This is a genomic window from Klebsiella sp. MPUS7, from assembly GCF_009905335.1.
GTDB classification, from domain to species: domain Bacteria; phylum Pseudomonadota; class Gammaproteobacteria; order Enterobacterales; family Enterobacteriaceae; genus Klebsiella; species Klebsiella grimontii.
This window is the reverse complement of sequence record NZ_CP047604.1, coordinates 2,746,649-2,769,073: the sequence shown is the minus strand read 5'-3', so window position 1 is coordinate 2,769,073 and position 22,425 is coordinate 2,746,649. Positions and strand designations below refer to the sequence as shown.

The 22,425-nt window shown below is 58.7% G+C and carries 13 protein-coding genes; 8 read left to right on the top strand and 5 right to left on the bottom strand.

Annotation, left to right across the window (positions count from 1 at the left end; translation table 11 throughout):
• Window positions 1–16: 16 nt before the first annotated feature.
• The 5 genes from irp1 (at window position 17) to fyuA (ending at window position 15,119) form a co-directional block, all read left to right on the top strand.
• Window positions 17–9,493, top strand: coding sequence for a yersiniabactin polyketide synthase HMWP1 (irp1, locus tag GUC22_RS13010; RefSeq protein ID WP_160183556.1), 9,477 nt, complete (start codon window positions 17–19; stop codon window positions 9,491–9,493).
• The gene (locus GUC22_RS13005; RefSeq protein ID WP_004136996.1) at window positions 9,490–10,587 is read left to right on the top strand and encodes a thiazolinyl imide reductase; all 1,098 of its coding nucleotides are present in this window, start codon (window positions 9,490–9,492) and stop codon (window positions 10,585–10,587) included. Before irp1 ends, GUC22_RS13005 begins: the two co-directional genes overlap by 4 nt.
• Window positions 10,584–11,387, top strand: coding sequence for a thioesterase II family protein (locus GUC22_RS13000; protein ID WP_049085281.1), 804 nt, complete (start codon window positions 10,584–10,586; stop codon window positions 11,385–11,387). Before GUC22_RS13005 ends, GUC22_RS13000 begins: the two co-directional genes overlap by 4 nt.
• A 3-nt stretch (window positions 11,388–11,390) precedes the next feature.
• The gene (gene ybtE, locus GUC22_RS12995; protein WP_049085282.1) at window positions 11,391–12,968 is read left to right on the top strand and encodes a yersiniabactin biosynthesis salycil-AMP ligase YbtE; all 1,578 of its coding nucleotides are present in this window, start codon (window positions 11,391–11,393) and stop codon (window positions 12,966–12,968) included.
• A gap of 129 nt (window positions 12,969–13,097) precedes the next feature.
• Window positions 13,098–15,119, top strand: coding sequence for a siderophore yersiniabactin receptor FyuA (fyuA, locus tag GUC22_RS12990; RefSeq protein ID WP_160183555.1), 2,022 nt, complete (start codon window positions 13,098–13,100; stop codon window positions 15,117–15,119).
• Window positions 15,120–15,280: 161 nt separating this feature from the next.
• Here the strand turns inward: fyuA and lysM are convergent, their stop codons facing one another.
• Window positions 15,281–15,730 carry a peptidoglycan-binding protein LysM gene (gene lysM / locus GUC22_RS12985; protein WP_004136991.1) on the bottom strand — a complete coding sequence of 150 codons (450 nt, stop codon included), beginning with the start codon at window positions 15,728–15,730 and terminating at the stop codon, window positions 15,281–15,283.
• 476 nt (window positions 15,731–16,206) lie between these two features.
• Between lysM and GUC22_RS12980 the strand changes: the two genes are divergently transcribed.
• Entirely contained in the window at window positions 16,207–16,740 is a 534-nt protein-coding gene (locus GUC22_RS12980) for a cysteine hydrolase family protein (protein WP_004136989.1), read from the top strand.
• Window positions 16,741–16,768: 28 nt separating this feature from the next.
• On the opposite strand, the gene GUC22_RS12975 is transcribed toward GUC22_RS12980, so the two are convergent.
• The 3 genes from GUC22_RS12975 to GUC22_RS12965 all read right to left on the bottom strand — a co-directional run bounded on the left by GUC22_RS12975 (window position 16,769) and on the right by GUC22_RS12965 (window position 18,907).
• Complete coding sequence (locus GUC22_RS12975) at window positions 16,769–17,329, bottom strand: nucleotidyltransferase family protein (RefSeq protein WP_049089790.1); 561 nt, start codon at window positions 17,327–17,329, stop codon at window positions 16,769–16,771.
• An 88-nt stretch (window positions 17,330–17,417) separates the two neighbouring features.
• Window positions 17,418–18,062 (bottom strand): TenA family protein, encoded by a 645-nt coding sequence (locus GUC22_RS12970; protein WP_160183554.1) that lies wholly within the window; start codon window positions 18,060–18,062, stop codon window positions 17,418–17,420.
• Window positions 18,062–18,907, bottom strand: coding sequence for a BtpA/SgcQ family protein (locus tag GUC22_RS12965; protein WP_024358151.1), 846 nt, complete (start codon window positions 18,905–18,907; stop codon window positions 18,062–18,064). The genes GUC22_RS12970 and GUC22_RS12965 overlap by 1 nt, the downstream gene beginning before the upstream one ends.
• Window positions 18,908–18,933: 26 nt before the next feature.
• On the opposite strand from GUC22_RS12965, the gene GUC22_RS12960 reads away from it, so the two are divergent.
• Window positions 18,934–19,806: a PfkB family carbohydrate kinase gene (locus tag GUC22_RS12960; protein WP_049130314.1), complete on the top strand. Its 873-nt coding sequence runs from the start codon at window positions 18,934–18,936 to the stop codon at window positions 19,804–19,806.
• A 1-nt stretch (window position 19,807) separates the two neighbouring features.
• Here the strand turns inward: GUC22_RS12960 and GUC22_RS12955 are convergent, their stop codons facing one another.
• Window positions 19,808–20,761, bottom strand: a complete 954-nt coding sequence (locus GUC22_RS12955; RefSeq protein WP_160183553.1) for a substrate-binding domain-containing protein — start codon at window positions 20,759–20,761, stop codon at window positions 19,808–19,810.
• A gap of 344 nt (window positions 20,762–21,105) precedes the next feature.
• Between GUC22_RS12955 and GUC22_RS12950 the strand changes: the two genes are divergently transcribed.
• Window positions 21,106–22,128: a LacI family DNA-binding transcriptional regulator gene (locus GUC22_RS12950; protein WP_024358148.1), complete on the top strand. Its 1,023-nt coding sequence runs from the start codon at window positions 21,106–21,108 to the stop codon at window positions 22,126–22,128.
• The last annotated feature ends 297 nt before the right edge of the window (window positions 22,129–22,425 follow it).

Sequence of the window (22,425 nt, the reverse complement as noted above, 5' to 3'; positions counted from 1 at the left end):
GGAAACGGGACCGATTATGGATAACTTGCGCTTCTCTTCTGCGCCAACAGAAGATTCCATTGATGCATCGATCGCTCAACGCTACCCGGACTGCGAACCAGTCGCAGTCATCGGCTACGCCTGCCATTTTCCTGAAGCGCCGGATGGCGAAACCTTCTGGCGAAACCTGCTGGAAGGCCGCGAATGCAGCCGACGCTTTACGCGCGAAGCGCTTCTGGCCGCCGGGCTGGATAGCGCCATTATTGACGATCCTTGTTACGTCAATATTGGAACGGTTTTAGACAACGCTGACTGCTTCGATGCCACCCTGTTTGGCTATTCGCGGCAGGAAGCGGAGTCGATAGATCCCCAGCAGCGCCTGTTTTTACAGGCGGTCTGGCATGCGCTGGAGCATGCAGGTTACGCCCCGGGCGCCGTCCCCCATAAGACCGGGGTTTTCGCCTCTTCGCGGATGAGCACCTATCCCGGCCGCGAAGCCCTGAACGTGACAGAGGTCGCTCAGGTCAAGGGCCTGCAGTCTCTGATGGGCAATGACAAGGACTATATAGCCACCCGAGCTGCCTACAAACTCAATCTGCACGGCCCGGCGTTATCGGTACAGACCGCCTGCTCCAGTTCGCTGGTTGCGGTCCATCTGGCCTGCGAAAGCCTGCGCGCAGGCGAATCCGATATGGCGGTAGCCGGCGGCGTGGCGCTCTCCTTCCCCCAGCAGGCGGGTTACCGCTACCAGCCCGGGATGATTTTCTCTCCCGATGGCCACTGTCGCCCTTTTGACGCCTCGGCAGAGGGCACCTGGGCCGGCAACGGTCTCGGCTGCGTGGTGCTGCGTCGCCTGAAGGACGCGCTGCTGTCAGGCGATCCGATTATCGCGGTGATCCTCTCCAGCGCGGTCAACAACGACGGAAACAGAAAAGTGGGTTATACCGCGCCGTCGGTGGCAGGACAGCAAGCGGTCATCGAAGAGGCGTTAATGCTGGCGGCCATCGACGACAGGCAGATCGGCTACATTGAAACCCACGGAACCGGCACGCCGCTGGGAGACGCGATTGAAATAGAAGCCCTGCGCAACGTCTACGCTCCCCGCCCGCCGCAACAGCGCTGCGCGCTGGGTTCCGTGAAGAGCAACGTTGGTCACCTGGATACCGCGGCGGGCATTGCCGGACTGCTGAAAACCGTTCTGGCGGTCAGTCGCGGAAAAATTCCGCCAATGCTGAATTTTCACACGCCAAACCCGGCGCTTAAGCTCGAGGAAAGCCCCTTTACCGTGCCGGTGACGGCGCAGGAGTGGCAGGACGAAGTGCGCTACGCGGGCGTCTCCTCCTTCGGTATTGGCGGCACCAACTGCCATATGATCGTCGCTTCGCTGCCCGACGAACTCAACATAAGCTACCCCGCCGCGGATGACGGCAGCAAGAGTTCCGCGCTGTTGCTCAGCGCTGCCAGCGACACCGCGTTGCGGCAGCTGGCAGCGGACTATGCCGCGGCGCTGAGGGAGAACGCGGATGCCAACAATCTGGCCTTCACGGCATTACGCGCGCGCCGTCTCGATCTTCCCTTCCGCCTGGCGGCGCCATTAAATCATGACACCGCAGCCGCGCTCAGCGCCTGGGCTGGCGCGAAATCGGATTCGCCGGTCTATAGCGGCCACGGCGCCAGCGGCAAACAGGTGTGGCTGTTTACCGGGCAGGGTTCGCACTGGCGCACTATGGGTCAGTCTCTGTACCTGCACTCAACGGCGTTTGCCGATACGCTGGAGCGCTGTTTTAGCGCCTGTCGCGACATGCTCACGCCTTCGCTACGGGAAGCGATGTTTAATCCCGATTCAGCGCAGCTTGACAATATGGCCTGGGCCCAGCCGGCGATTGTCGCGTTCGAAATCGCGATGGCGGCCCACTGGCGCGCTGAAGGACTGAAGGCCGACTTCGCCATGGGTCACTCCGTCGGCGAATTTGCCGCTGCCGTTGTCTGCGGACACTATACCATTGAGCAGGTCATGCCGCTGGTATGTCGGCGCGGCGCGCTGATGCAGCTGTGCGCAAGCGGCGCGATGGTGGCGGTATTTGCGCAAGAAGAGGCGTTGATGCCGTTGGCCCGTCAGTTCGAGCTGGATCTCGCCGCCAACAACGGCACCCGGCATACGGTCTTTTCCGGGCCGGAAGCCCGTATCGCGGAGTTTTGCGCCGCGCTTTCGCAACATGAGATCGACTATCGTCGCCTGCGCGTAACCGGCGCGGCGCACTCCGCTTTACTTGAACCAATACTCGATCGCTTCCAGGAGGCCTGCGCGGGTCTGCTCGCCGAGCCGGGGCAAATACCGCTGATTTCCACGCTTACCGCCGAAGTCATTGACGAGGCGACGCTCAACCAGGCGGATTACTGGCGCCGCCATATGCGCCAGCCGGTACGTTTTATTCAGAGTATTCAGGCGGCGCGCAAGCTCGGCGCCCGCGTTTTTGTTGAAATGGGGCCCGACGCCCAGCTGATTGCCTCCGGACAGCGCGAATACCGCGATGACGCTTACTGGATAGCCAGCGCCCGGCGTAACCAGGAGGCGAGCGCGGTCCTGAATCAGGCGCTTCTCCAGCTTTACGCGGCCGGCGTCACCTTACCGTGGGCCGCTCTTCTCGCAGGCGATGGGCAACGTATCTCCGCGCCATGCTATCCGTTTGCGACCGAGCGTTACTGGAAAGAACCCGCCACCTCCGCCTGCGAGCCAGCCGATGCTGTGTTTGCCGCTGGACTCGAGGTAGCCAGCAGCGCCGCGACAGCGCTCGAACTCCCCCGTCTGGAGGCGCTTAAACAGTGCGCCACGCGACTGCACGCCATCTATGTCGATCGGCTGGTACAACGCTGTACGGGCGATGCGATAGATAACGGCGTGGACGCCATCACCATTATGCGCCATGGACGACTGATGCCCCGCTACCAGCAGCTGCTTCAGCGCCTGCTAAATAACTGCGTGGTCGACGGCGATTACCGCTGCGCTGAGGGACGCTACTACCGCGCCCGCCCCATTGAACATCAGCAGCGGGAAATCCTGCTGACGGAACTCGCCGATTATTGTGAAGGTTATCAGGCTATCCCCGATACCATCGCCCGTGCCGGCGATCGGTTATACGACATGATGAGCGGCGCGGAAGAGCCGGTGGCAATTATCTTCCCACAAGGCGCTTCCGACGGTGTAGAGGTGCTGTATCAGGAATTCAGCTTTGGCCGCTATTTCAACCAGATTGCCGCCGGGGTACTACGGGGTATCGTCCAGGCGCGTCAGCCCCATCAGCCGCTGCGCATTCTTGAAGTCGGCGGCGGAACCGGCGGCACCACCGCATGGCTGCTTCCGGAACTCAAAAACGTACCGGCGCTGGAGTACCACTTCACCGATATCTCCGCGCTGTTCACCCGCCGCGCGCAGCAGAAATTCGCCGACTATGACTTTGTCCATTACGACGAGCTGGATCTCGAACAAGAGGCGCAGTCTCAGGGCTTTGCGGCGCAGTCTTTCGATCTTATCGTCGCGGCTAACGTGATCCATGCCACGCGCCATATCGGTCGAACCCTTGATAATCTGCGTCCCTTGCTCAAGCCAGGCGGGCGCCTGCTGATGCGAGAAATCACCCAGCCAATGCGTCTGTTTGATTTCGTTTTCGGCCCGCTGGTCCTCCCGCTACAGGATATCGACGCCCGAGAAGGCGAGCTCTTCCTCACCCCCCATCAGTGGCAGCAGCAGTGCCGCCGCGCCGGATTCAGCAAAGTGGCGTGGCTACCGCAGGACGGCAGCCCGACCGCCGCTATGAGCGAACATATCATTCTCGCCACCCTGCCCGGCCAGGGGGCGTCCGCGTCATCAGAACCCGCGCTGGAACAGCCGTTGCCGGATAACCCTGATTATCTCGCCGACTGGTCCGATTGCGCAGGTCAGCCGGAACGGTTTACCGCCCGCTGGCAGGAGGCCTGGCGGCGGCTCTCCGCGCGGCACGGCGACGATTCCCCCATGAAACCGCCCCTCGTTACCGCCCCGCAATGGCTGAGGGAGGTGCGCTTAAGCTGGCGAAACGCAGCCTTTTCCCGCGGCGAGATGCGCGTGGAAGCCCGTCATCCAGACGGCAAGTGGCTGCCGCTGGCGCCCGACGCGCCTGTTCCTGCGCCGCAGACGCATTATCATTGGCGCTGGAGGTCCCTCAGTATTGACTGCAATAGCCGCCCGCTGGCATTCCGCTTCAGCGCCGGTACCCTTGCGCGCGAAGAGGCGCTGGCGCAATACGGCATTCTTCACGATCCGCAAGCTCCTTCTGTCCTGATGATTGTCGATGAGAGCGAGGAGACGCTGGCGTTAGCGACGCAGATGAAGGAGGCGCTCACCGCCAGCCCAGGCGGCTTGATTGTCGTCACCCGCCGCGCGTGGCGAATCAAGGAAAATGAGGCGCTATCAGCGGCCCATCACGCGTTGTGGGCTATGCTTCGCGTCGCGGCCAATGAACAGCCGGAACGGTTGATTGCCGCCATCGATCTGGCCGAAAACACGCCATGGGAAACGCTGCGTCAGGGATTGAGCGTTGTTTCATTGTCACAACGCTGGCTTGCCGCCCGGAATAACGGCTTCTGGCTCCCTTCGCTGGCGCCCAATGCGGGATACGCCGCCGAATTACCGGCGAAGGTGTTTGCCGGCGATAACCGCTGGCATCTGGTGACCGGGGCGTTTGGCGGACTGGGCCGCCTTGCCGTAAACTGGCTCAGAGAAAAAGGGGCGCGCCGCATCGCGCTACTGGCGCCGCGCGTGGATGCGTCATGGCCAGGCGACACAGCGGACGTGGAGATTCGCGTCTGCCGTTGTGATGTGGGTGATGCCGGAGAGCTGGCCCGTGTTCTTGATGAGCTGGCGACCAGCGGCGGCATTGCCGGAGCGATTCATACCGCTGGCGTATTGGCTGATGGGCCCTTGCAGGAACTCGATGACCACCAGCTGGCCGCCGTTTTCGCGGTCAAAGCGCAGGCGGCAAGCCAGCTGTTACAGACGCTGGGCAACCACGACGCCCGTTATCTGATTCTCTACTCGTCCGCTGCCGCCGCCCTCGGCGCGCCTGGCCAGAGCGCCCATGCGCTGGCCTGCGGTTATCTTGACGGACTCGCCCAGCAGTTCTCCTCACTTGATACGCCGAAAGTGCTCTCCATCGCCTGGGGCGCATGGGGAGAAAGCGGCCGGGCGGCTACGACGGAGATGCTGACGACCCTTGCCGATCGCGGCATGGGCGCGTTAAGCGATGCCGAGGGGCGCTGGCACCTTGAACAAGCGGTGATGCGCGGCGCCGCCTGGCGACTGGCCATGCGCGTTTTCACCGACAAAATGCCCCCGCTGCAGCAGGCTCTGTTTAACGCCGCAGTAACAGAACACGCCGCGACTACGGCAGCGCCTCCCGCTGATAAGTATGCTTTTCACGGTAGCATCAGCGATAAAGCGGCGGTGATGACATGGCTGAAAAACCGCATTGCGGTTCAGCTAAGACTGAACGATCCTGCTTCGCTGAACGCAGATCAGGATCTGTTACAGCTGGGAATGGACTCGCTGCTCTTTCTTGAACTCAGCAGCGATATTCAACATGACCTGGGTGTACGCATCAACGCGGAACGGGCGTGGCAGGATCTCTCGCCGCACGGGCTCACGCAGCTTATCTGCTCTCAGGCAGAGACGGCGCCTGCCGTATCGCCGCCGGAAGCGTTGCAGCACGATGCCGCTGAGCGTTACGCGCCCTTCCCGTTGACGCCGATTCAGCATGCCTACTGGTTGGGCAGAACCCATCTTATTGGCTATGGCGGCGTTGCCTGTCACGTGCTGTTTGAATGGGATAAACGCCACGATGAGTTCGATCTCGCCGTACTGGAGAAAGCATGGAACCAGCTCATTGCCCGCCACGATATGCTGCGGATGGTGGTGGATGCCGATGGACAACAGCGCGTTCTGGCGACAACCCCGACGTATCGTATCCCGCGCGACGATCTGCGCGCGCTTTCCCCGCAAGAGCAGCGCCAGGCGCTGGAAAAACGGCGCCATGAACTGAGCTATCGCGTTTTACCTGCCGACCAGTGGCCGCTCTTTGAGCTGGTGGTCAGCGAAATCGATGATTGCCGCTACCGCCTGCACATGAACCTCGATCTTCTGCAGTTCGATGTGCAGAGCTTCAAAGTCATGATGGACGATTTAGCCCAGGTCTGGCGCGGAGAAACGCTGCCACCGCTCGATATCACCTTCCGCGATTACGTGATGGCTGAACAGGCGCGCCGACAAACAACAGCATGGCACGATGCCTGGGATTACTGGCAGGAAAAACTACCGCAACTGCCTTCAGCGCCGGAACTGCCGGTGGTGGAGACTCCGCCGGAAACCCCGCACTTCACCACGTTTACTTCGACGCTTGATAAGCAAGAGTGGCAGGCGGTGAAACAACGCTGGCAGCAGCAGGGCCTCACCCCCTCCGCCGCGCTGCTCACGCTGTTTGCCGCCACCCTTGAGCGTTGGAGTCGTACCACGGCATTTACGCTGAACCTGACGTTCTTTAATCGCCAACCGATCCACCCGCAAATCAACCAGTTGATCGGGGATTTTACCTCCGTCACGCTGGTTGATTTTAACTTCTCAACGCCGCTAACGCTGCAGGAGCAGATGCAACGGACCCAGCAGCGTCTCTGGCAAAACATGGCGCACAGCGAAGTGAACGGCGTTGAGGCGATCCGCGAGCTGGGGCGCCAGCGCGGATCCCAGCGTCAACCGCTGATGCCGGTGGTGTTTACCAGCATGCTGGGGATGACGCTGGAAGGAATGGCTATCGACCGGGCAATGAGTCATCTGTTCGGTGAACCCTGCTATGTCTTTACGCAAACGCCGCAGGTCTGGCTGGATCATCAGGTGATGGAGAGCGATGGCGCGTTGACGTTTAGCTGGTATTGCATGGACAACGTGCTGGAACCGGGCGCGGCTGAAGCGATGTTTAATGACTACTGCGCCATCCTGCAGGCCGCCATTGCCAACCCTGAAGGCCTGAAGACCATTGACAGCGGCATTGCCGAACACATTCCCCGCCGCCGCTGGCCGCTGAACGCGCAGACGGACTACGATCTGCGGGATATTGAGCAAGCGGCGCAGGAATACCCCGGCATCCAACAGGCCAGAGCGGAACTTAGCGAAAATGGCGCGTTAACCCTGGATATTGTTGTGACCGAGGATCCACCGCCCTCAGCGCCGTTACATGATGAGCACGATCTCGCCTCACTGGCGCTGCCGTTGCCTGAACAGACGCAACTTGACGAGCTGGAAGCGACCTGGCGCTGGCTGGAGGCGCGTGCGCTGCAGGGGATCGCCGCCACGCTACATCGCCACCGTCTGTTCACCACGCCGGAGGTTGCCCACCCATTTGGCGAAATAGTAGAGGCGCTGGGCGCGCAAGCGTCACACCGGCGCCTGCTACGCCAGTGGCTGCAGTGTCTGGCGGAAAGGGAATGGTTAGTGCGCGAGGGGGATAGCTGGCGCTGCCGCATTCCGCTCAGCGACATTCCCGAGCCTCACGAAGCGTGCCCGCAGACCCACTGGAGCCAGGCGCTGGCGCAGTATCTGGACGCCTGCATCGCCCGGCACGACGACCTCTTCTCCGGGCAGTGTTCGCCGCTGGAACTGCTGTTCAACGAGTCGTTGCGCGTAACCGAGGCGCTGTATCGCGAAAACCCCGCCAGCGCTTGTCTGAATCGCTATACCGCGCAGATTGCCGCTCTTTGCGGCGCAGAACGGATCCTCGAGGTGGGCGCCGGAACCGCGGCCACCGCGGAACCGGTGCTGAAGGCCACGCGAAACACGCGGCTGTCATACCACTTCACGGATGTCTCCGCGCAGTTCCTCAACGACGCCCAAACCCGTTTCCATGATGAATCGCGGGTGTCTTACGCCTTATTCGATATCAACCAGCCGCTGGATTTTACCGCCCACCCGGAGGCGGGTTACGACCTGATTATTGCCGTCAACGTGCTTCACGACGCCAGCCATGTCGTACAATCGTTGCGCCGATTAAAGCGGTTGCTGAAAGCCGGCGGACGCTTGCTGATCGTTGAAGCGACGGAACGAAACAGCGTATTCCAGCTGGCGAGCGTCGGTTTTATCGAAGGGTTAAGCGGATACCGCGATTTCCGCCGCCGGGATGAAAAACCTATGCTCACCCGTTCGGCGTGGCAGGAAGTGCTTGTGCAGGCCGGTTTTGCCAACGAGCTGGCCTGGCCGGAGCAGGAATCATCGCCGCTGCGCCAGCATCTGTTGGTCGCACGTTCGCCTGGGGTGAATCGCCCGGCTAAAGCAGCCGTGAGCCGCTATCTGCAGCAGCGTTTTGGCGCCACCCTGCCCGCGTTGCAGATCCGGCAGAGAGAAGCGTTATTTACTCCGCTATCGGCCCCGCCTGACGCGCAGATTGCGCCAGCTGAATCGACACCGATCGCCGGAGGCGATCCGGCGCTGGAAAAACAGGTCGCTGAACTCTGGCAAACGCTGCTGTCTCGCCCCGTGGCCAGACATCACGACTTTTTCGCGCTGGGCGGCGACAGCCTGATGGCGACAAGGATGGTCGCGCAGTTGAACCGCAGAGGGATTGCCAGCGCCAGCCTTCAGGATCTGTTCACCCATTCAACGCTCAGCGACTTCTGCGCCCATCTGCAGGCCTGTTCGTCGGGAGAGGAGAATCCTGTGCCCATTTGCCAGGGCGGTGGCGACGAAACGTTGTTTGTTTTCCATGCTTCAGACGGCGATATCAGCGCCTGGCTGCCGCTCGCCAGCGCGCTGAATATGCCCGTTTTCGGCCTGCAGGCAAAATCGCCGCAGCGTTTTGCCACGCTTGATCGAATGATCGATGAGTATGTTGCGAGTATCCGCCGCCAGCAGCCGCACGGCCCTTATGCGCTGGCGGGTTGGTCGTATGGCGCTTTTCTTGCGGCGGGCGCCGCGCAGCGCCTGGATGCTAAAGGCGAGCAGGTACGGCTCGCGTTAATCGATCCCGTGTGTCGACAGGATTTTCGTTGCGCAAACCGGACGGCATTGCTGCGGCTGTTAGCCGAAGGCGATACGCCGCTGGCGCTGCCGGAACATTTCGATCGGCTGACGCCCGACCGCCAGCTTGCCGATTTTATCGACCTTGCCAGAACGGCCGGAATGATGGCGCAAAACCTGACGCTACAGGCGGCGGAAGCGTGGATCGACAACATCGCGCATCTGCTGCGCTTACTGACCGAGCATACGCTGGACGAAACCGTTCCGCTCCCCTGTCTCATCGTGCATGCCGCGATGAGACCCGCGCGCTGGACGCCAGCGGAAACCGAGTGGCAAACCTGGATAGACCGCGCCGACAGCCATGCGATTAAAGCCAGCCATTGGCAAATCATGCTGGAGCCCCCCCACGTTCAGACCTGTGCGCAGCATATCAAGCGCTGGCTCGGCGCAACCTCAACGCAACCGGAGAACACGTTATGATGTCGTCCGCCGCCCCTAAGCTACGCGTACTGATTGTGGGCGCTAAATTTGGCGAAATGTACCTCAACGCCTTTATGCAGTCCCAGGAGGGGCTGGAACTGGTTGGTCTTCTGTCACAGGGAAGCGCGCGATCGAGAGAACTGGCCTATGCGTTTGGAATCCCGCTGTATACCTCGCCGGAACAGATCGCCGAGATGCCGGATATTGCCTGTATCGTCGTGCGCTCAACCGTCGCCGGCGGGAGCGGAACCCAGCTTGCCCGGCACTTTTTGACCCGCGGCGTGCACGTGATTCAGGAGCATCCCCTCCATCCGGATGACGTCCGTTCTTTACAAGCGCTGGCGCAGGAACGGGGCCGCTGCTATTGGGTCAACACGTTTTATCCGCACGCGCGTGCGGGTCGCGTCTGGCTCGGGGATGCGCAGCGCTTACGTCGCAGCCTGGGTCAGGCGCCGTCGGTTGTCCACGCCACCACCAGCCGACAGTTGCTCTACTCCACGCTGGATTTGTTGTTGCTGGCGCTAGAGGTTGATGCCGCCAGCGTGGCTTGTGAAGTGGTCGGTAGCTTTAGCGACTTTCATTGTCTGAGACTTTTCTGGCCGGCGGGAGAAGCCTGTCTGCTGCTTCAGCGCTATCTCGATCCTGACGATCCTGATATGCACAGCCTGATTATGCACCGTTTGCTGCTGGGCTGGCCGGAAGGTCATCTTTCGCTGGAGGCAAGCTACGGCCCCGTGGTCTGGTCATCCAGCCTGTTTGTCGCAGAACATCAGGCGAATGTTCGTAGTCTCTACCGCAGGCCGGAGATCCTGCGCGACCCGCCGGGTCAGACGCGCAGCGCGGCTCCCCTGAGCTGGCGTGATTGCTGTGAAACCGCCGGACCGGAGGGGGTCGGCAGGTTGCTACAACAGCTGCGCAGCTATCTGGCGGGCGGAAATCTGCCGGCGGCCTGCCACTCCGCTCATCAGCTCGCGTTATCACATTTATGGCAGCAGATTTTACGTAAGACCGGCCATGCGGAGATCCGACATCTGACGCCGCCGCGTCACGACCGGTTACCGGCTTTCTACCGCCACGATGAGGAGTCCCTGTGATGCAATCTGCGATGTGTATTCCGTTATGGCCCGCCCGCAACGCCAGTACGGCGCATCTGGTGATGTGCCCCTTCGCGGGCGGCAGCAGTAGCGCGTTTCGCCGCTGGCGAGACCACCCCATGGCGGAGATCGCGCTTTCCCTGGTGACCTGGCCGGGACGCGATCGCCTGCGCCATCTGGCGCCGCTCAGCAGCATTACGCAACTGGCGTCGCTGCTGGCGGACGAACTGGAAGAAAGCGTATTGCCTGACGCCCCGCTTTTACTTGCCGGGCACAGCATGGGCGCGCAGGTGGCGTTTGAAACCTGCCGGCTTCTGGAACAACGGGGTCTTCCCCCACAAGGGCTGATTATTTCCGGCTGCCATGCCCCTCATCTGCATTCCCGGCGCAGGCTCAGCGACCGCGAGGATGCCGACTTTATCGCTGAACTGATCGATATCGGCGGATGTTCGCCTGAACTACAGGAAAACAAGGAGCTACTGTCGCTATTTCTTCCTCTTCTGCGCGCTGATTTTTACGCTACTGAGCACTATCACTACGACTCGCTCGACGATTTCCCGCCGCTGCGCACGCCTGCGCTGCTGGTATGCGGCAGCCGCGATCGTGAAGCCTCCTGGCCGGAGATGGAGGCCTGGCGTCCGTGGCTGAACCACATCGCAGGCGAGGTGGTGATTGACGGCGACCATTTTTATCTGCTGCAACAATCCAGGGTCTTTTTTACGCAGATTATTCACCATTTTCCCCACGTATTTTCTGCGACGGCCGCTTTGCAAAATCGGTCCTGCACTTCAGAAAGGTGACGCATGCACTCTTCCTTTGATTCTCTGATAAAACAGTATCCCTTCCCCATTGCTGAACAGCTGCGCCACTGGGCGGCTCGCTATCCCTCGCGAATTGCTGTCGTTGATGCCAAAGACTCGCTGACCTACAGCGCGCTCGATCTTCAGGTCGATGAGCTTGCTGCGGGGTTATCATCGCTGGGTTTACATCCAGGAGAACATGTGCTTATCCAGCTCCCCAACGGCAACGCATTTGTGATCCTGCTGTTCGCGCTGTTAAGACTGGGCGTTATCCCTGTTCTGGCGATGCCCTCGCAGCGGGCGCTGGATATCGACGCGCTGATGGCGCTGGCGCAACCGGCCGCTTATGTGATTCACGGAGAAAGCCACGCGGACCTGGCCCGCCAGATGGCGCGCAAACACGCCTGCCTGCGGCAAGTTCTGGTCGCAAGTGAGACCGAAGGCGACGATTTTACGCCGCTCTTCTCGCTGCGCGGCGAACGGCAGACGTGGCCGCAGCCCGATGCTGGCGCCACCGCGCTGCTGCTGCTCTCAGGCGGCACCACCGGGACGCCAAAGCTTATCCCGCGACGGCACGCTGACTATAGCTATAACTTCAGCGCCTCTGCCGAACTGTGCGGCCTTAATCCACAGAGCGTGTATCTCGCCGTCCTCCCCGTGGCGCATAACTTTCCGCTGGCCTGTCCCGGTATTCTGGGAACCCTTGCCTGCGGCGGAAAGGTGGTATTAACCGACAGCGGCAGCTGCGATGAGGTGATGCCTTTAATCGCTGAACAAGGCGTGACACATGTCGCCCTGGTACCGGCGCTGGCGCAGCTCTGGGTGCAGGCCAGAGAGTGGGAAGACAGCGATCTCTCTTCGCTACGCGTCATTCAGGTGGGCGGCGCCCGGCTTGACCCAACGCTTGCTGAGCAGGTTATCTCGACGTTTGATTGTCCCCTGCAACAGGTATTCGGTATGGCGGAAGGCCTGCTCTGCTTTACCCGGTTGGACGATCCTCTGGCCACCGTTCTTCACAGCCAGGGGCGCCCTATGTCTCCCCTGGATGAAATTCGCGTCGTTGACGAAGAGGAAAACGACGTTGCGCCTGGCGAAACGGGACAGTTATTAACGCGCGGTCCTTATACTATTACGGGCTATTATCGCGCTCCCGAGCACAATGCGCGGGCCTTTACTGCTCAAGGATTTTACCGTACTGGCGACAATGTCAGGCTCGATGAGGCGGGAAATCTGCACGTTGAGGGGCGCATAAAAGAGCAGATCAACCGCGCCGGAGAGAAAATAGCCGCTGCGGAAGTGGAATCGGTACTGATGCGTCTGGAAGACGTAAAGGATTGCGCCGTGGTCGCCGCGCCGGATACGCTGCTTGGCGAGCGGATATGCGCGTTTATCATCGCGCAACGCACTCCCTCTGACTATCAACAGCTGCGTCAAAAGCTGGTCCAAATGGGGATCAGCGCGTGGAAGATTCCCGATCAAATTGAGTTTCTGACCCACTGGCCGCTCACCGCCGTCGGCAAGGTAGATAAAAAGCGCCTGACGGCGCTCGCCATTGAGCGTTATCGCCATTCAGCCCAATAAGCGCCCCGCTACCCGAAACAGGTGGAAATAAACCCGTTTCGGGTAGCAGCGCAATTAGAAATAGTTATCATTTTCAATTCACCATTATCGGTATTTTGGCGTCTCGCCGTTTTTCAGGGATTCATAACAATGAAAATGACACGGTTTTATCCTCTGGTTCTGGGGGGATTTTTACTCCCGGCCGCTGCTCATAGCCAAACCTCACAGCAAGACGAAAGCACGTTGGTGGTCACCGCCAGTAAACAGTCTTCCCGCTCGGCATCAGCCAATAATGTCTCTTCTACCGTTATCAGCGCGACGGAGTTAAGCGACGCGGGCGTTACCGCCAGTGACAAACTCCCCAGAGTGTTGCCAGGGCTGAATATTGAAAATAGCGGCAACATGCTTTTTTCAACGATCTCGCTACGCGGCATCTCTTCGGCCCAGGACTTTTATAACCCCGCCGTTACCCTGTATGTCGATGGCGTCCCACAGCTTTCGACCAACACCATCCAGGCACTGACCGATGTGCAGAGCGTGGAGCTCCTGAGAGGACCGCAGGGAACCTTGTATGGCAAAAGCGCCCAGGGCGGGATCATTAACATCGTCACCCAGCAGCCGGACAGCACCCCGCGCGGCTATATTGAAGGTGGCGTCAGCAGTCGTGACAGTTATCGAAGCAAACTCAACCTGAGCGGCCCGATTCAGGATGGCCTGTTATACGGCAGCGTGACCCTTTTACGCCAGGTTGATGACGGCGAGATGATTAACCCCTCGACCGGTAGCGATGATTTAGGCGGTACCCGCGCAAGTATCGGGAATGTGAAACTGCGTCTGGCGCCGGACGACCAGCCCTGGGAAATGGGGTTTTCCGCCTCGCGCGAATGCACTCGCGCTACACAGGATGCCTACGTGGCATGGAATGATCTCAAAAGCCGTACGCTGTCTCTTAGCGAGGGTTCACCGGACCCGTACCTACGGCGCTGTACTGACAGCCAGACGCTAAGCGGTAAATACGCTACCGATGACTGGGTTTTCAATCTGATCGGCGCCTGGCAGCAGCAGAATTATTCCCGGACCTTCCCTTCCGGCTCGTTGATCGTCAATATGCCCCAGCGCTGGAACCAGGATGTGCAGGAGCTACGCGCCGCCACCCTCGGCGATACGCGTACCGTGGATATGGTATTTGGGTTGTACCGGCAGAACACCCGCGAAAAGCTAAACTCCGCCTACGATATGCCGACGATGCCCTATTTAAGCAGCACCGGCTATACCACCGCTGAAACCCTTGCCGCCTACAGCGATCTGACCTGGCATTTAACCGAGCGTTTTGACATCGGCGGCGGCGTGCGTTTCTCGCATGATAAAGCCAGCACGCAGTATCACGGCAACATGCTGGGAAACCCATTTGGCGACCAGGGTAAAAGCAATGACGACCGGGTGCTCGGACAGCTCTCCGCAGGCTATCTGCTGACCGACGACTGGCGAGTATATACCCGCGTCGCCCAGGGATATAAACCTTCCGGATACAATATCGTGCCTACCGCAGGTCTTGATGCCAAACCGTTCAACGCGGAAAAATCCATCAACTATGAAATTGGCACCCGTTACGACACCGCCGACGTCACGCTGCAAGCCGCCACCTTTTATACCCACACCAAAGATATGCAGCTCTACTCTGGCCCGGTCGGAATGCAGACCTTAAGCAATGCGGGGAGAGCCGACGCCACCGGCGTTGAGCTGGAAGCGAAATGGCGGTTTGCCCCTGGCTGGTCATGGGATATCAATGGCAACATGATCCGTTCCGAATTCACCAACGACAGCGAGCTGTACCACGGCAACCGGGTGCCGTTCGTACCGCGTTACGGCGCGGGAAGCAGCGTGAATGGCGTGATTGATACGCGCTATGGCGCACTGATGCCCCGGCTGGCGGTTAATCTGGTGGGGCCGCATTATTTCGATGGCGACAACCAGCTGCGGCAAGGCGCCTACGCCACCCTGGACAGCAGCATTGGCTGGCAGGCGACGGAACGGATGAATATTTCCGTCTATGTCGATAACCTGTTCGACCGTCATTACCGTACCTATGGATATATGAACGGCAGCAGCGCCGTCGCGCAGGTTAATATGGGCCGCACTGTCGGTATCAATACGCGAATTGATTTCTTCTGATCCAACGATACAGGGATGCAATAATCGCATCCCTGCCATCACGGAATTTAACTCGTTGACGTCAGGAGAATGCCTGAACCCCAGCCAGCAACAAAATCTATATTGTCACTGGCCGGCCTTGAAGATAATTCCATCGGCCTGCAGCCCAAGGAATTCGCCGCTTACTTCGCCGGAATAATCAGCACCTGGCCCGGATAGATTTTATCGGGATGCGTCAGCATCGGTTTGTTGGCTTCAAAAATACGTTGATACTCATTGGCGGAGCCATACATCGCTTTAGAGATGGCGCTCAGGGTGTCGCCGGATTTGACCGTGTAATAACGACTTTCCGCCCCGCTTTGCGTCACCTTTACACTGTCATTAACCTGACCAACGCCGGTGACGTTACCTACCGCCACCAGAATTTTTTCCTTATCTTCTTGCGAACCGACATCGCCGGTAACCGTCGCGGTGCCGTCGTCCGCAACATCGATATTGACCTTTTCGGCGCCGGGAAGATTAAGACCATCAATATGTTTTTTCAGCTTGTCGGCCTTATCTTCCTTGCTGCCGCCGGAGACGGCGTCCCATATTTTCTCGCCCGCTTCTTTGACAAAATTTAATAATCCCATCGTTCCATACCTCCATAACTGTTTCATGATCGCATTTTCATCAACAGCCGCTAAGTCAATTCCAGGATATACGTTTTGATACCCCACCAACGCGGCGGCCGCCTGAAGCAGCACAACCTGCCATCAAAGTATAATCAATAAGCGTCAAAGTGCAGGATATTTGCCCGGCAATGGCAGGAAAGTCTGTATTCTGGCCGGGCGACATGTCATGAAATCAGCAGTTGACCTTCATCGTATAAGGCGTGTAGTTTTAAGCGGTTCCGTCCGTTTCTGGTTATTGATCTTCAATGAATAATAAGGTCAGAAAATGATTCATCCAGCCTATTCAACAACGACACGCACCACCACCACCGCAACCTGCGGCGGCGTGTGCGTATCTGTGGCTGGAACCTGACAGAACAGAACCTCACTCCCCGTTAAAGCGGACGGGGACAAACAGCTCTCCGTTCATCACATACTGAATGGAGACACGCCCCATGATTTCATCTGAACATGCGCTAGTGATTATTGATATGCAGGAGGGGCTTTTCCGCGGTCCGGCTTCTCCTCATTCCGCTGATGCCGTTCTGACAAATATTCTTCTGCTCATCGCTAAAGCCAGGCAGTCACAGGTACCGATCTTTTTTATTCGCCACGTCGGACCCGACGGCTCCCCCTTCTCTGCGAGCAGCCCGTTAACCAGGCTGATAGCCGAGCTGGATGTGGACGTTGAACGGGATATCGTCTTAACCAAAACGTATCCCAGCGGCTTTCGCGACACCGAATTACAGCGCCAGCTTACGCAGAGAGGCGTAAAGCAGCTGGTGATTGCCGGGATGAAAACAGAGTTTTGCGTCGATACCACCTGCCGGGCAGCGCCGGAGCTGGGATTCACGGCCGTGCTGATTTCCGATGCGCATACCACAATCGATAATCCTCATTTATCCGCTAAGGACATCATTGGCCATCACAACCGAACGCTGGCGGGCCCGTTTGTCGCGCTTTCAACCGCGGCCGACTGGCGCTTTTGACGAAAACCAGGCGAACAGCGGCTTTGCGTTATGTCGGGACGAGAAGCCGCAGGCCGGGATAACGCTGTAGCCACCGTTTTTCCGCGACGCGCTGGCTGAAAATAGCCAGCTTATGCTGCGCAAATACCGGCGTTGGCCGCAGACGGAGCTCAAAGAGATCGTCCAGCCCGTAGGGCGCGATAACCTCAACATGATCTGTTGCTCCCAATCTTACCGCGATAGCCGTCGCGGTTTCAGGCCAGTACAGCAGCGCATTCTCCGTTGAACGATAAGGTTGATGTCCGTTGCGTTGATGCATTCTGGCCTGATTTTTCACCGACCAGTTAAAAACGGAGTTTTGCTGGCTAAGCCTCTCTTCCAGCGCGCTATCACAGGCGGAAGTCGCGCTTTTCGCGTCGAACCAGACAACATCCACATCACCCGAAACTGGCCTTTGCCCGTAGCCGTGCAGATGATCCCAGACCGCATCTCTGACAAAGCCGGCGCCAATCCAGCCATCGTTGAGTTCCAGCGCCTGCACGGCGTACAGCGCGTTCATTCTCATCGGGTCGTTTAACAATACGCTTTGCAAGAGGTTCTGATATTTCATGGTTTCCCTGTAAACGGCGATCGATCCGCTCAGTGTATCAGCGTTCAGGAGGCGCCGCTTCAGGCGCCCCCTGTTATTCACCTCGCGGCTACGCTTCGTACGCGGCGTGATGGAAATCAATTTCCCACTGCAGCACATCGCCGTAAAGCGCCGACAGCGCCTGCTTTTCGCTTTCACTCAGCGTCATGGCGCAGCGATCGAGTTCGTTCTTCAGCCAGAGCGCCTGCTGATAAAATTCGTCCTCGGCGTGCATCTCCACCCAGCGCCGGACGTCCGCGTAGCTCTGGCGATGCTCGCTTACCCCCCGGCACCAGACGTAGTACATCCATTCCGCACCGAACATCATCGTCACGATCTGTTCGTAGCTGCCCTCCCGGGCGGTCCGCAGCATGCCGTCGCGAAAGCGCCGCACGCCGGGCAGATCGTCCGGGTACGCAGCGGGATCGACCCGCCGCTCTGACAACACCTGTTCAAACCACGCGATCTGGGTGTCAACCAGAGCATTCAGCACGCCAATCAGCCAGCGCTGCTGATGAATACCCGGCGCTTTGCTGACCGCGAGGGCAAAAATCGCGATTGCCGTCGCGACAAAGTTGCCCTCAAATACCAGATAGCGGTTGAAGACGGCAGGCGCCAGCCGATCCTCTTCGATATCAACCACAAAACGATGCCGCTGCATCGCCTGCCACACCGGCTGATGCTCGCGCAGCAGGCGTTCGCTAAACGCTTCCATTATGCCTCCTCGAGCGCGGCCTGCGCGACTGACATAAAATGCTTCACCCGGGCCAGCTCAACATCGTTCCACCACACGCCGTCGACCTTCATCGTACTGGCCACGATAACCCCCTGAGTCCGTCCGAGGATCTGGCGCACGTTGGCCGGCGTCACCCCCGAGCCCACCAGCAGCGGTAGCTCCGTCGCCGCGCGGATCTCGTCTATTTCCGCCATCGTGGCGCTATCGCCCGTACGCTGACCGGTGGCAATCACCGCGTCAGCCTCGAAGAAATCGACGTCGCGCGTCAGCTCCTGAATCGAACGATCGGCAACGATGGCATGGCTACCGTGCTTGACGTGGCTATCGGCAAAAACGCGAATATGCTCAGCGCGCAGCATACTGCGGTAGCGCAGCGCCTTAGCGGCCGCCCCTTCAATAAATCCTTCGTTGGCGATATAGGCGTTGGCCCACTGGTTTACGCGGACGAAATCGGCTCCGCCCGCCAGGGCGATAGCCATCGCCGGGATCGCCGCGTTCGCCAGGACGTTAATGCCCAGCGGCACAGCAAAACGCTCGCGCACTTTCTCGGTAATCACCGCCATTAGCGCGGAAGTTTCGTGACCGATATCCTCAGGTTTGGAAAAAGGAATATCCCCGTGGTTTTCAATAATCAGTCCGTGAACGCCGCCTGAAATATAATTTTCAGCATCGCGAAGCGCGCGCTCAATAATATCAGAGACTGATTTCCCTCGATATTTAGGCGCGCCGGGAAAAGGATCGCAATGAATAACTCCAATAACCGCTTTGCTGCGTGAAAAAATAGCTTGTATTGCATTCGTTTTTTCTGCTGAGATAGCAACCATCTTATCCATCCTGTTAAGGGAACACTATGCGTGTTTACGTTACCGGTAATATTACCGTAGATGAAACCTGGTCCATTCCGGATATACCGAAAAAAGGTGCTTCAATTCACGGCGTTAAAGTTTCGCAGGATATCGGCGGTAAAGGCGCGAACCAGGCGATTATATTAGCCCGCTGCGGAATAGAAACGCGCCTAATTGCCGCCACGGGAAATGACAGCAACGGCGTGTGGATCCGTCAGCAGATAAAAAATGAACCACTGACCTTACTACCCGACGGTCATTTCAATCAACATAGCGATACCTCGATTATTTTAAATAGCGCTGACGGCGACAATGCCATTATTACCACTACCGCCGCCGCGGATACATTCCGCCTGGATGACATTATTCCGCATATCGCGGATGCCGTCGCCGGCGATATTCTGCTACAGCAGGGCAATTTCTCCCTGGACAAAACGCGGGCGCTGTTCCAGTACGCCAAAAGCCGCAGTATGACGACGGTATTCAACCCCTCGCCCGTCAATCCTGACTTTTGCCATCTGTGGCCGCTCATCGACATCGCGGTGGTCAATGAATCTGAGGCCGAGCTGCTCCAGCCATACGGGGTGAAAAGCTTAGTCATTACCCAGGGCGCCGCCGGCGCCTGGCTGCTCCAGGAGGGCCAGCGCCGGTTTTGTCCCGCCGTGCCCGCCGAGGCGCTTGATACTACCGGGGCGGGCGACACGTTCCTCGCCGTGATGCTGGCCTCCGCCCTGCTGCGCGACGTCGCGCCGGATGCGCTAGCGCTGGCGCACGCCAGCCGGGCTGCCGCCATTACCGTTAGCCGCCGGGGGACGCTCAGCGCGTTTCCCGGCAGCCATGAGCTTGCCGCCCTGTTAACCACGGGCGGCGCGCGCTGACCTACTTAAACAGCGAACGGTAGGAATCGACGTTCGCTTTGGTCACCACCGTCGCCGGAACCAGAATGGTTTTCGGCACGGTTTTACCCGAAGTGATGCTGTTCAGCGCCTTCAGGGCTTCGGCGCCCATCTTTTCCGGGTCCTGCTGCAGTACGGCGGTCACGTAGCCGCCGTCAATACCGGAAATCGCCTTCGCCGTCAGATCCCAGCCAAAGACTTTAATGTCCTTCTGGCGCCCCTGGTTCTCCACGGCGGCGATCGCGCCGAGCAGCGCGGGTTCGCCGGTGGCATATATCGCCGTCAGGTCCGGGTTACCGGTGATCAGGTTTTCCGCCGCGGTCATTGCTTTGTCCTGCACGTTCTGCCCGTCGACAACGTTAGCGATGGTGATCTTCGGATTGCTTTTCAGCGTCTCTTCGAACCCTTTCTGCCGCTGGTTCTGAATAGCCGAGTTCAGCGCGCCGACGATCCCCAGCCGCGCCTGGCCACTCATCTCTTTTTGCACGTAGTCCACGAAGTATTGACCAATAATTTTGCCGCCTTCAATATTATCAACGCCGACCTGGGCCGCCTGTGGTCCAGCCGGTAATACGGCGTCAATCGCAATCACCGGAATGTTAGCGGCGGCGGCTTCTTTTACCGCGGGCATAATTCCGTTAACATCGATAGCGGCAACCAGAATGCCTTTAACGCCTTGCTGAATATAGTTTTCAATGGCGTCATTTTGCGCCACGGGATTATCGTTAGAGTTAAATATCACTAGATCTTTGCCGCTGGCTTTTGCCGCATCCTGCGCGCCTTTATTCATCAGATTAAAGAACAGCGCCTGCTGATTGATTTGGACCAGGGCATAAGTCGGAGCGGCCGCGCCGGCGGTCGAAATAAAACTCATTGATGCCAGCATCGTCGTGGCGACAGCAAGTAAACGCAGTTTTCCGGTGTTAAATAACATCATCAGTATCCTCGTCGGGAATAGGTGATAGCCAGCAGAGTTCCGCGCCGCATGCGAACGCAGAATGATTATTTTTTGGCGGGCAAATATCGTCTATGTGGCCAGAACCATCATCGATCGTTCGGCGAATACCTGTTTAACTTCATTCCGGCAACCGGTCCGTGTCGGCGCGCGACTGGAATGACTTAAACGGGTTTGGGAATGACTTCCCGGATGATGCGGTAAACTGCCTATACAATTCTCCGCAGATTAAAATTTGTCAAGCGTTTATTTGAGGCGATTGTGGGCGGAGAAATTGCTGTATCCAGCGCGCTTAACTATGTTACAGATAGCCGATTCTGGCAGAAATGGCGCAGGAAATGAGTATAAAACGCGTATTGTTATCCGATGTCGCAAAGCTGGCGGGACTGTCGAAAGCCACCCTGTCGCGCTATATGAACAACAGTATTGTGCTGCCGCAGGACACCATCGACCGTATCGAAACGGCGATTCGCGAACTGGACTATCGCGGTAATAGCCTGGCGCGCCGTCTTAGCAAAGGCGGCAGCGAGACGCTCGGCCTGGTGCTGCCCGATATCACCAACCCCTTCTTTGCCGAGCTGGCCGACGCCGCCGAAGAGGCCGCTTCCGCCAGCGGTTATAGCCTGGTGCTGTGCATCACCCGCAATAATCCGGAAAAGGAGTGCCAGTTCATCCGCTGGCTGGATACCTGCCAGGTCGATGGCCTGCTGTTCACCACTAACCGCCCTGATAACGGCCTGCTGCGCAAAGAGGTCCAGCGTCACGAACGCATTGTCCTGCTGGATGAAGATATACCCGGCAGTACGGTGCCAAAGGTGTTTGCCGATAACGTTCAGGGCGGGCGGATCGCCACCGAAAAGCTGATCGCCGCCGGACACCGCCATATCGCCTTCGTCGGCGGTCCCGACAAGCTGATGAGCGTCCGCGAGCGCTATCAGGGCTTCTGCACCGCGATGGAGCAGGCCGGTCTGAGCTGGCCGCCCGAATGGGTGATGTACGGCGACTACCAGCGCGAGTTCGGCCAGCAGGCGCTGCGTTACCTGTTTAGCCAGCCGCTTCGCCCGACCGCCGTCTTCGCCGCCAGCGACTACCTGGTGCTGGGTCTGCTTGACGGGCTGCGCGCCAGTGGGCTTCAGGCGCCGGAGGCGCTGTCGCTGGTCGGCTTCGATGACGCCAACTATGCCGATTTCACCCAGCCGCGTATCTCAACTATCCGCCAGCCCGCCCGCGAACTGGGCCGCACCGCGGTGAATATCATGATGCGCCTACTGAACAACGACCAGGATATCCCGGCAGAAACCCGCCTGCCGGTAGAATGGATCGGTCGCGACTCAATCAAGATTTGTTAAGCACGTCCCAAAATGGCGCAAAAGCGCCCAGCTTTGGCGCAAAAAACGATCGATTTACAATCTGTTCACTATAATCAGTAAACCGGTTTACCGGAATGTAATGAATAAAATCTATTGATTACATATGGTTAAGTTACAGGGCTGCTGTGTTGTTCCTGCCCTGGCACGGATGCTGCAATGTTCTTACTGGCGAACAAATATCTTACGTAGCGTTTGTCCTGACTGTGTTGGCGAGTGCTCCACTCCGCAGGTAAACCGGTTTACTAGCATGTAAACCGTGTCGGAGGGGGGCATTTT

Coding starts and splice junctions, on each gene's coding strand:
- ybtE (WP_049085282.1), top strand. CDS start 11,391: ATGCACTCTTCCTTTGATTCTCTGATAAAACAGTATCCCTTCCCCATT.
- GUC22_RS12965 (WP_024358151.1), bottom strand. CDS start 18,907: ATGGTTGCTATCTCAGCAGAAAAAACGAATGCAATACAAGCTATTTTT.
- GUC22_RS12975 (WP_049089790.1), bottom strand. CDS start 17,329: ATGAAATATCAGAACCTCTTGCAAAGCGTATTGTTAAACGACCCGATG.
- GUC22_RS12955 (WP_160183553.1), bottom strand. CDS start 20,761: ATGATGTTATTTAACACCGGAAAACTGCGTTTACTTGCTGTCGCCACG.
- irp1 (WP_160183556.1), top strand. CDS start 17: ATGGATAACTTGCGCTTCTCTTCTGCGCCAACAGAAGATTCCATTGAT.
- lysM (WP_004136991.1), bottom strand. CDS start 15,730: ATGGGATTATTAAATTTTGTCAAAGAAGCGGGCGAGAAAATATGGGAC.
- GUC22_RS12970 (WP_160183554.1), bottom strand. CDS start 18,062: ATGGAAGCGTTTAGCGAACGCCTGCTGCGCGAGCATCAGCCGGTGTGG.
- GUC22_RS13005 (WP_004136996.1), top strand. CDS start 9,490: ATGATGTCGTCCGCCGCCCCTAAGCTACGCGTACTGATTGTGGGCGCT.
- GUC22_RS12960 (WP_049130314.1), top strand. CDS start 18,934: ATGCGTGTTTACGTTACCGGTAATATTACCGTAGATGAAACCTGGTCC.
- GUC22_RS12980 (WP_004136989.1), top strand. CDS start 16,207: ATGATTTCATCTGAACATGCGCTAGTGATTATTGATATGCAGGAGGGG.
- fyuA (WP_160183555.1), top strand. CDS start 13,098: ATGAAAATGACACGGTTTTATCCTCTGGTTCTGGGGGGATTTTTACTC.
- GUC22_RS12950 (WP_024358148.1), top strand. CDS start 21,106: ATGGCGCAGGAAATGAGTATAAAACGCGTATTGTTATCCGATGTCGCA.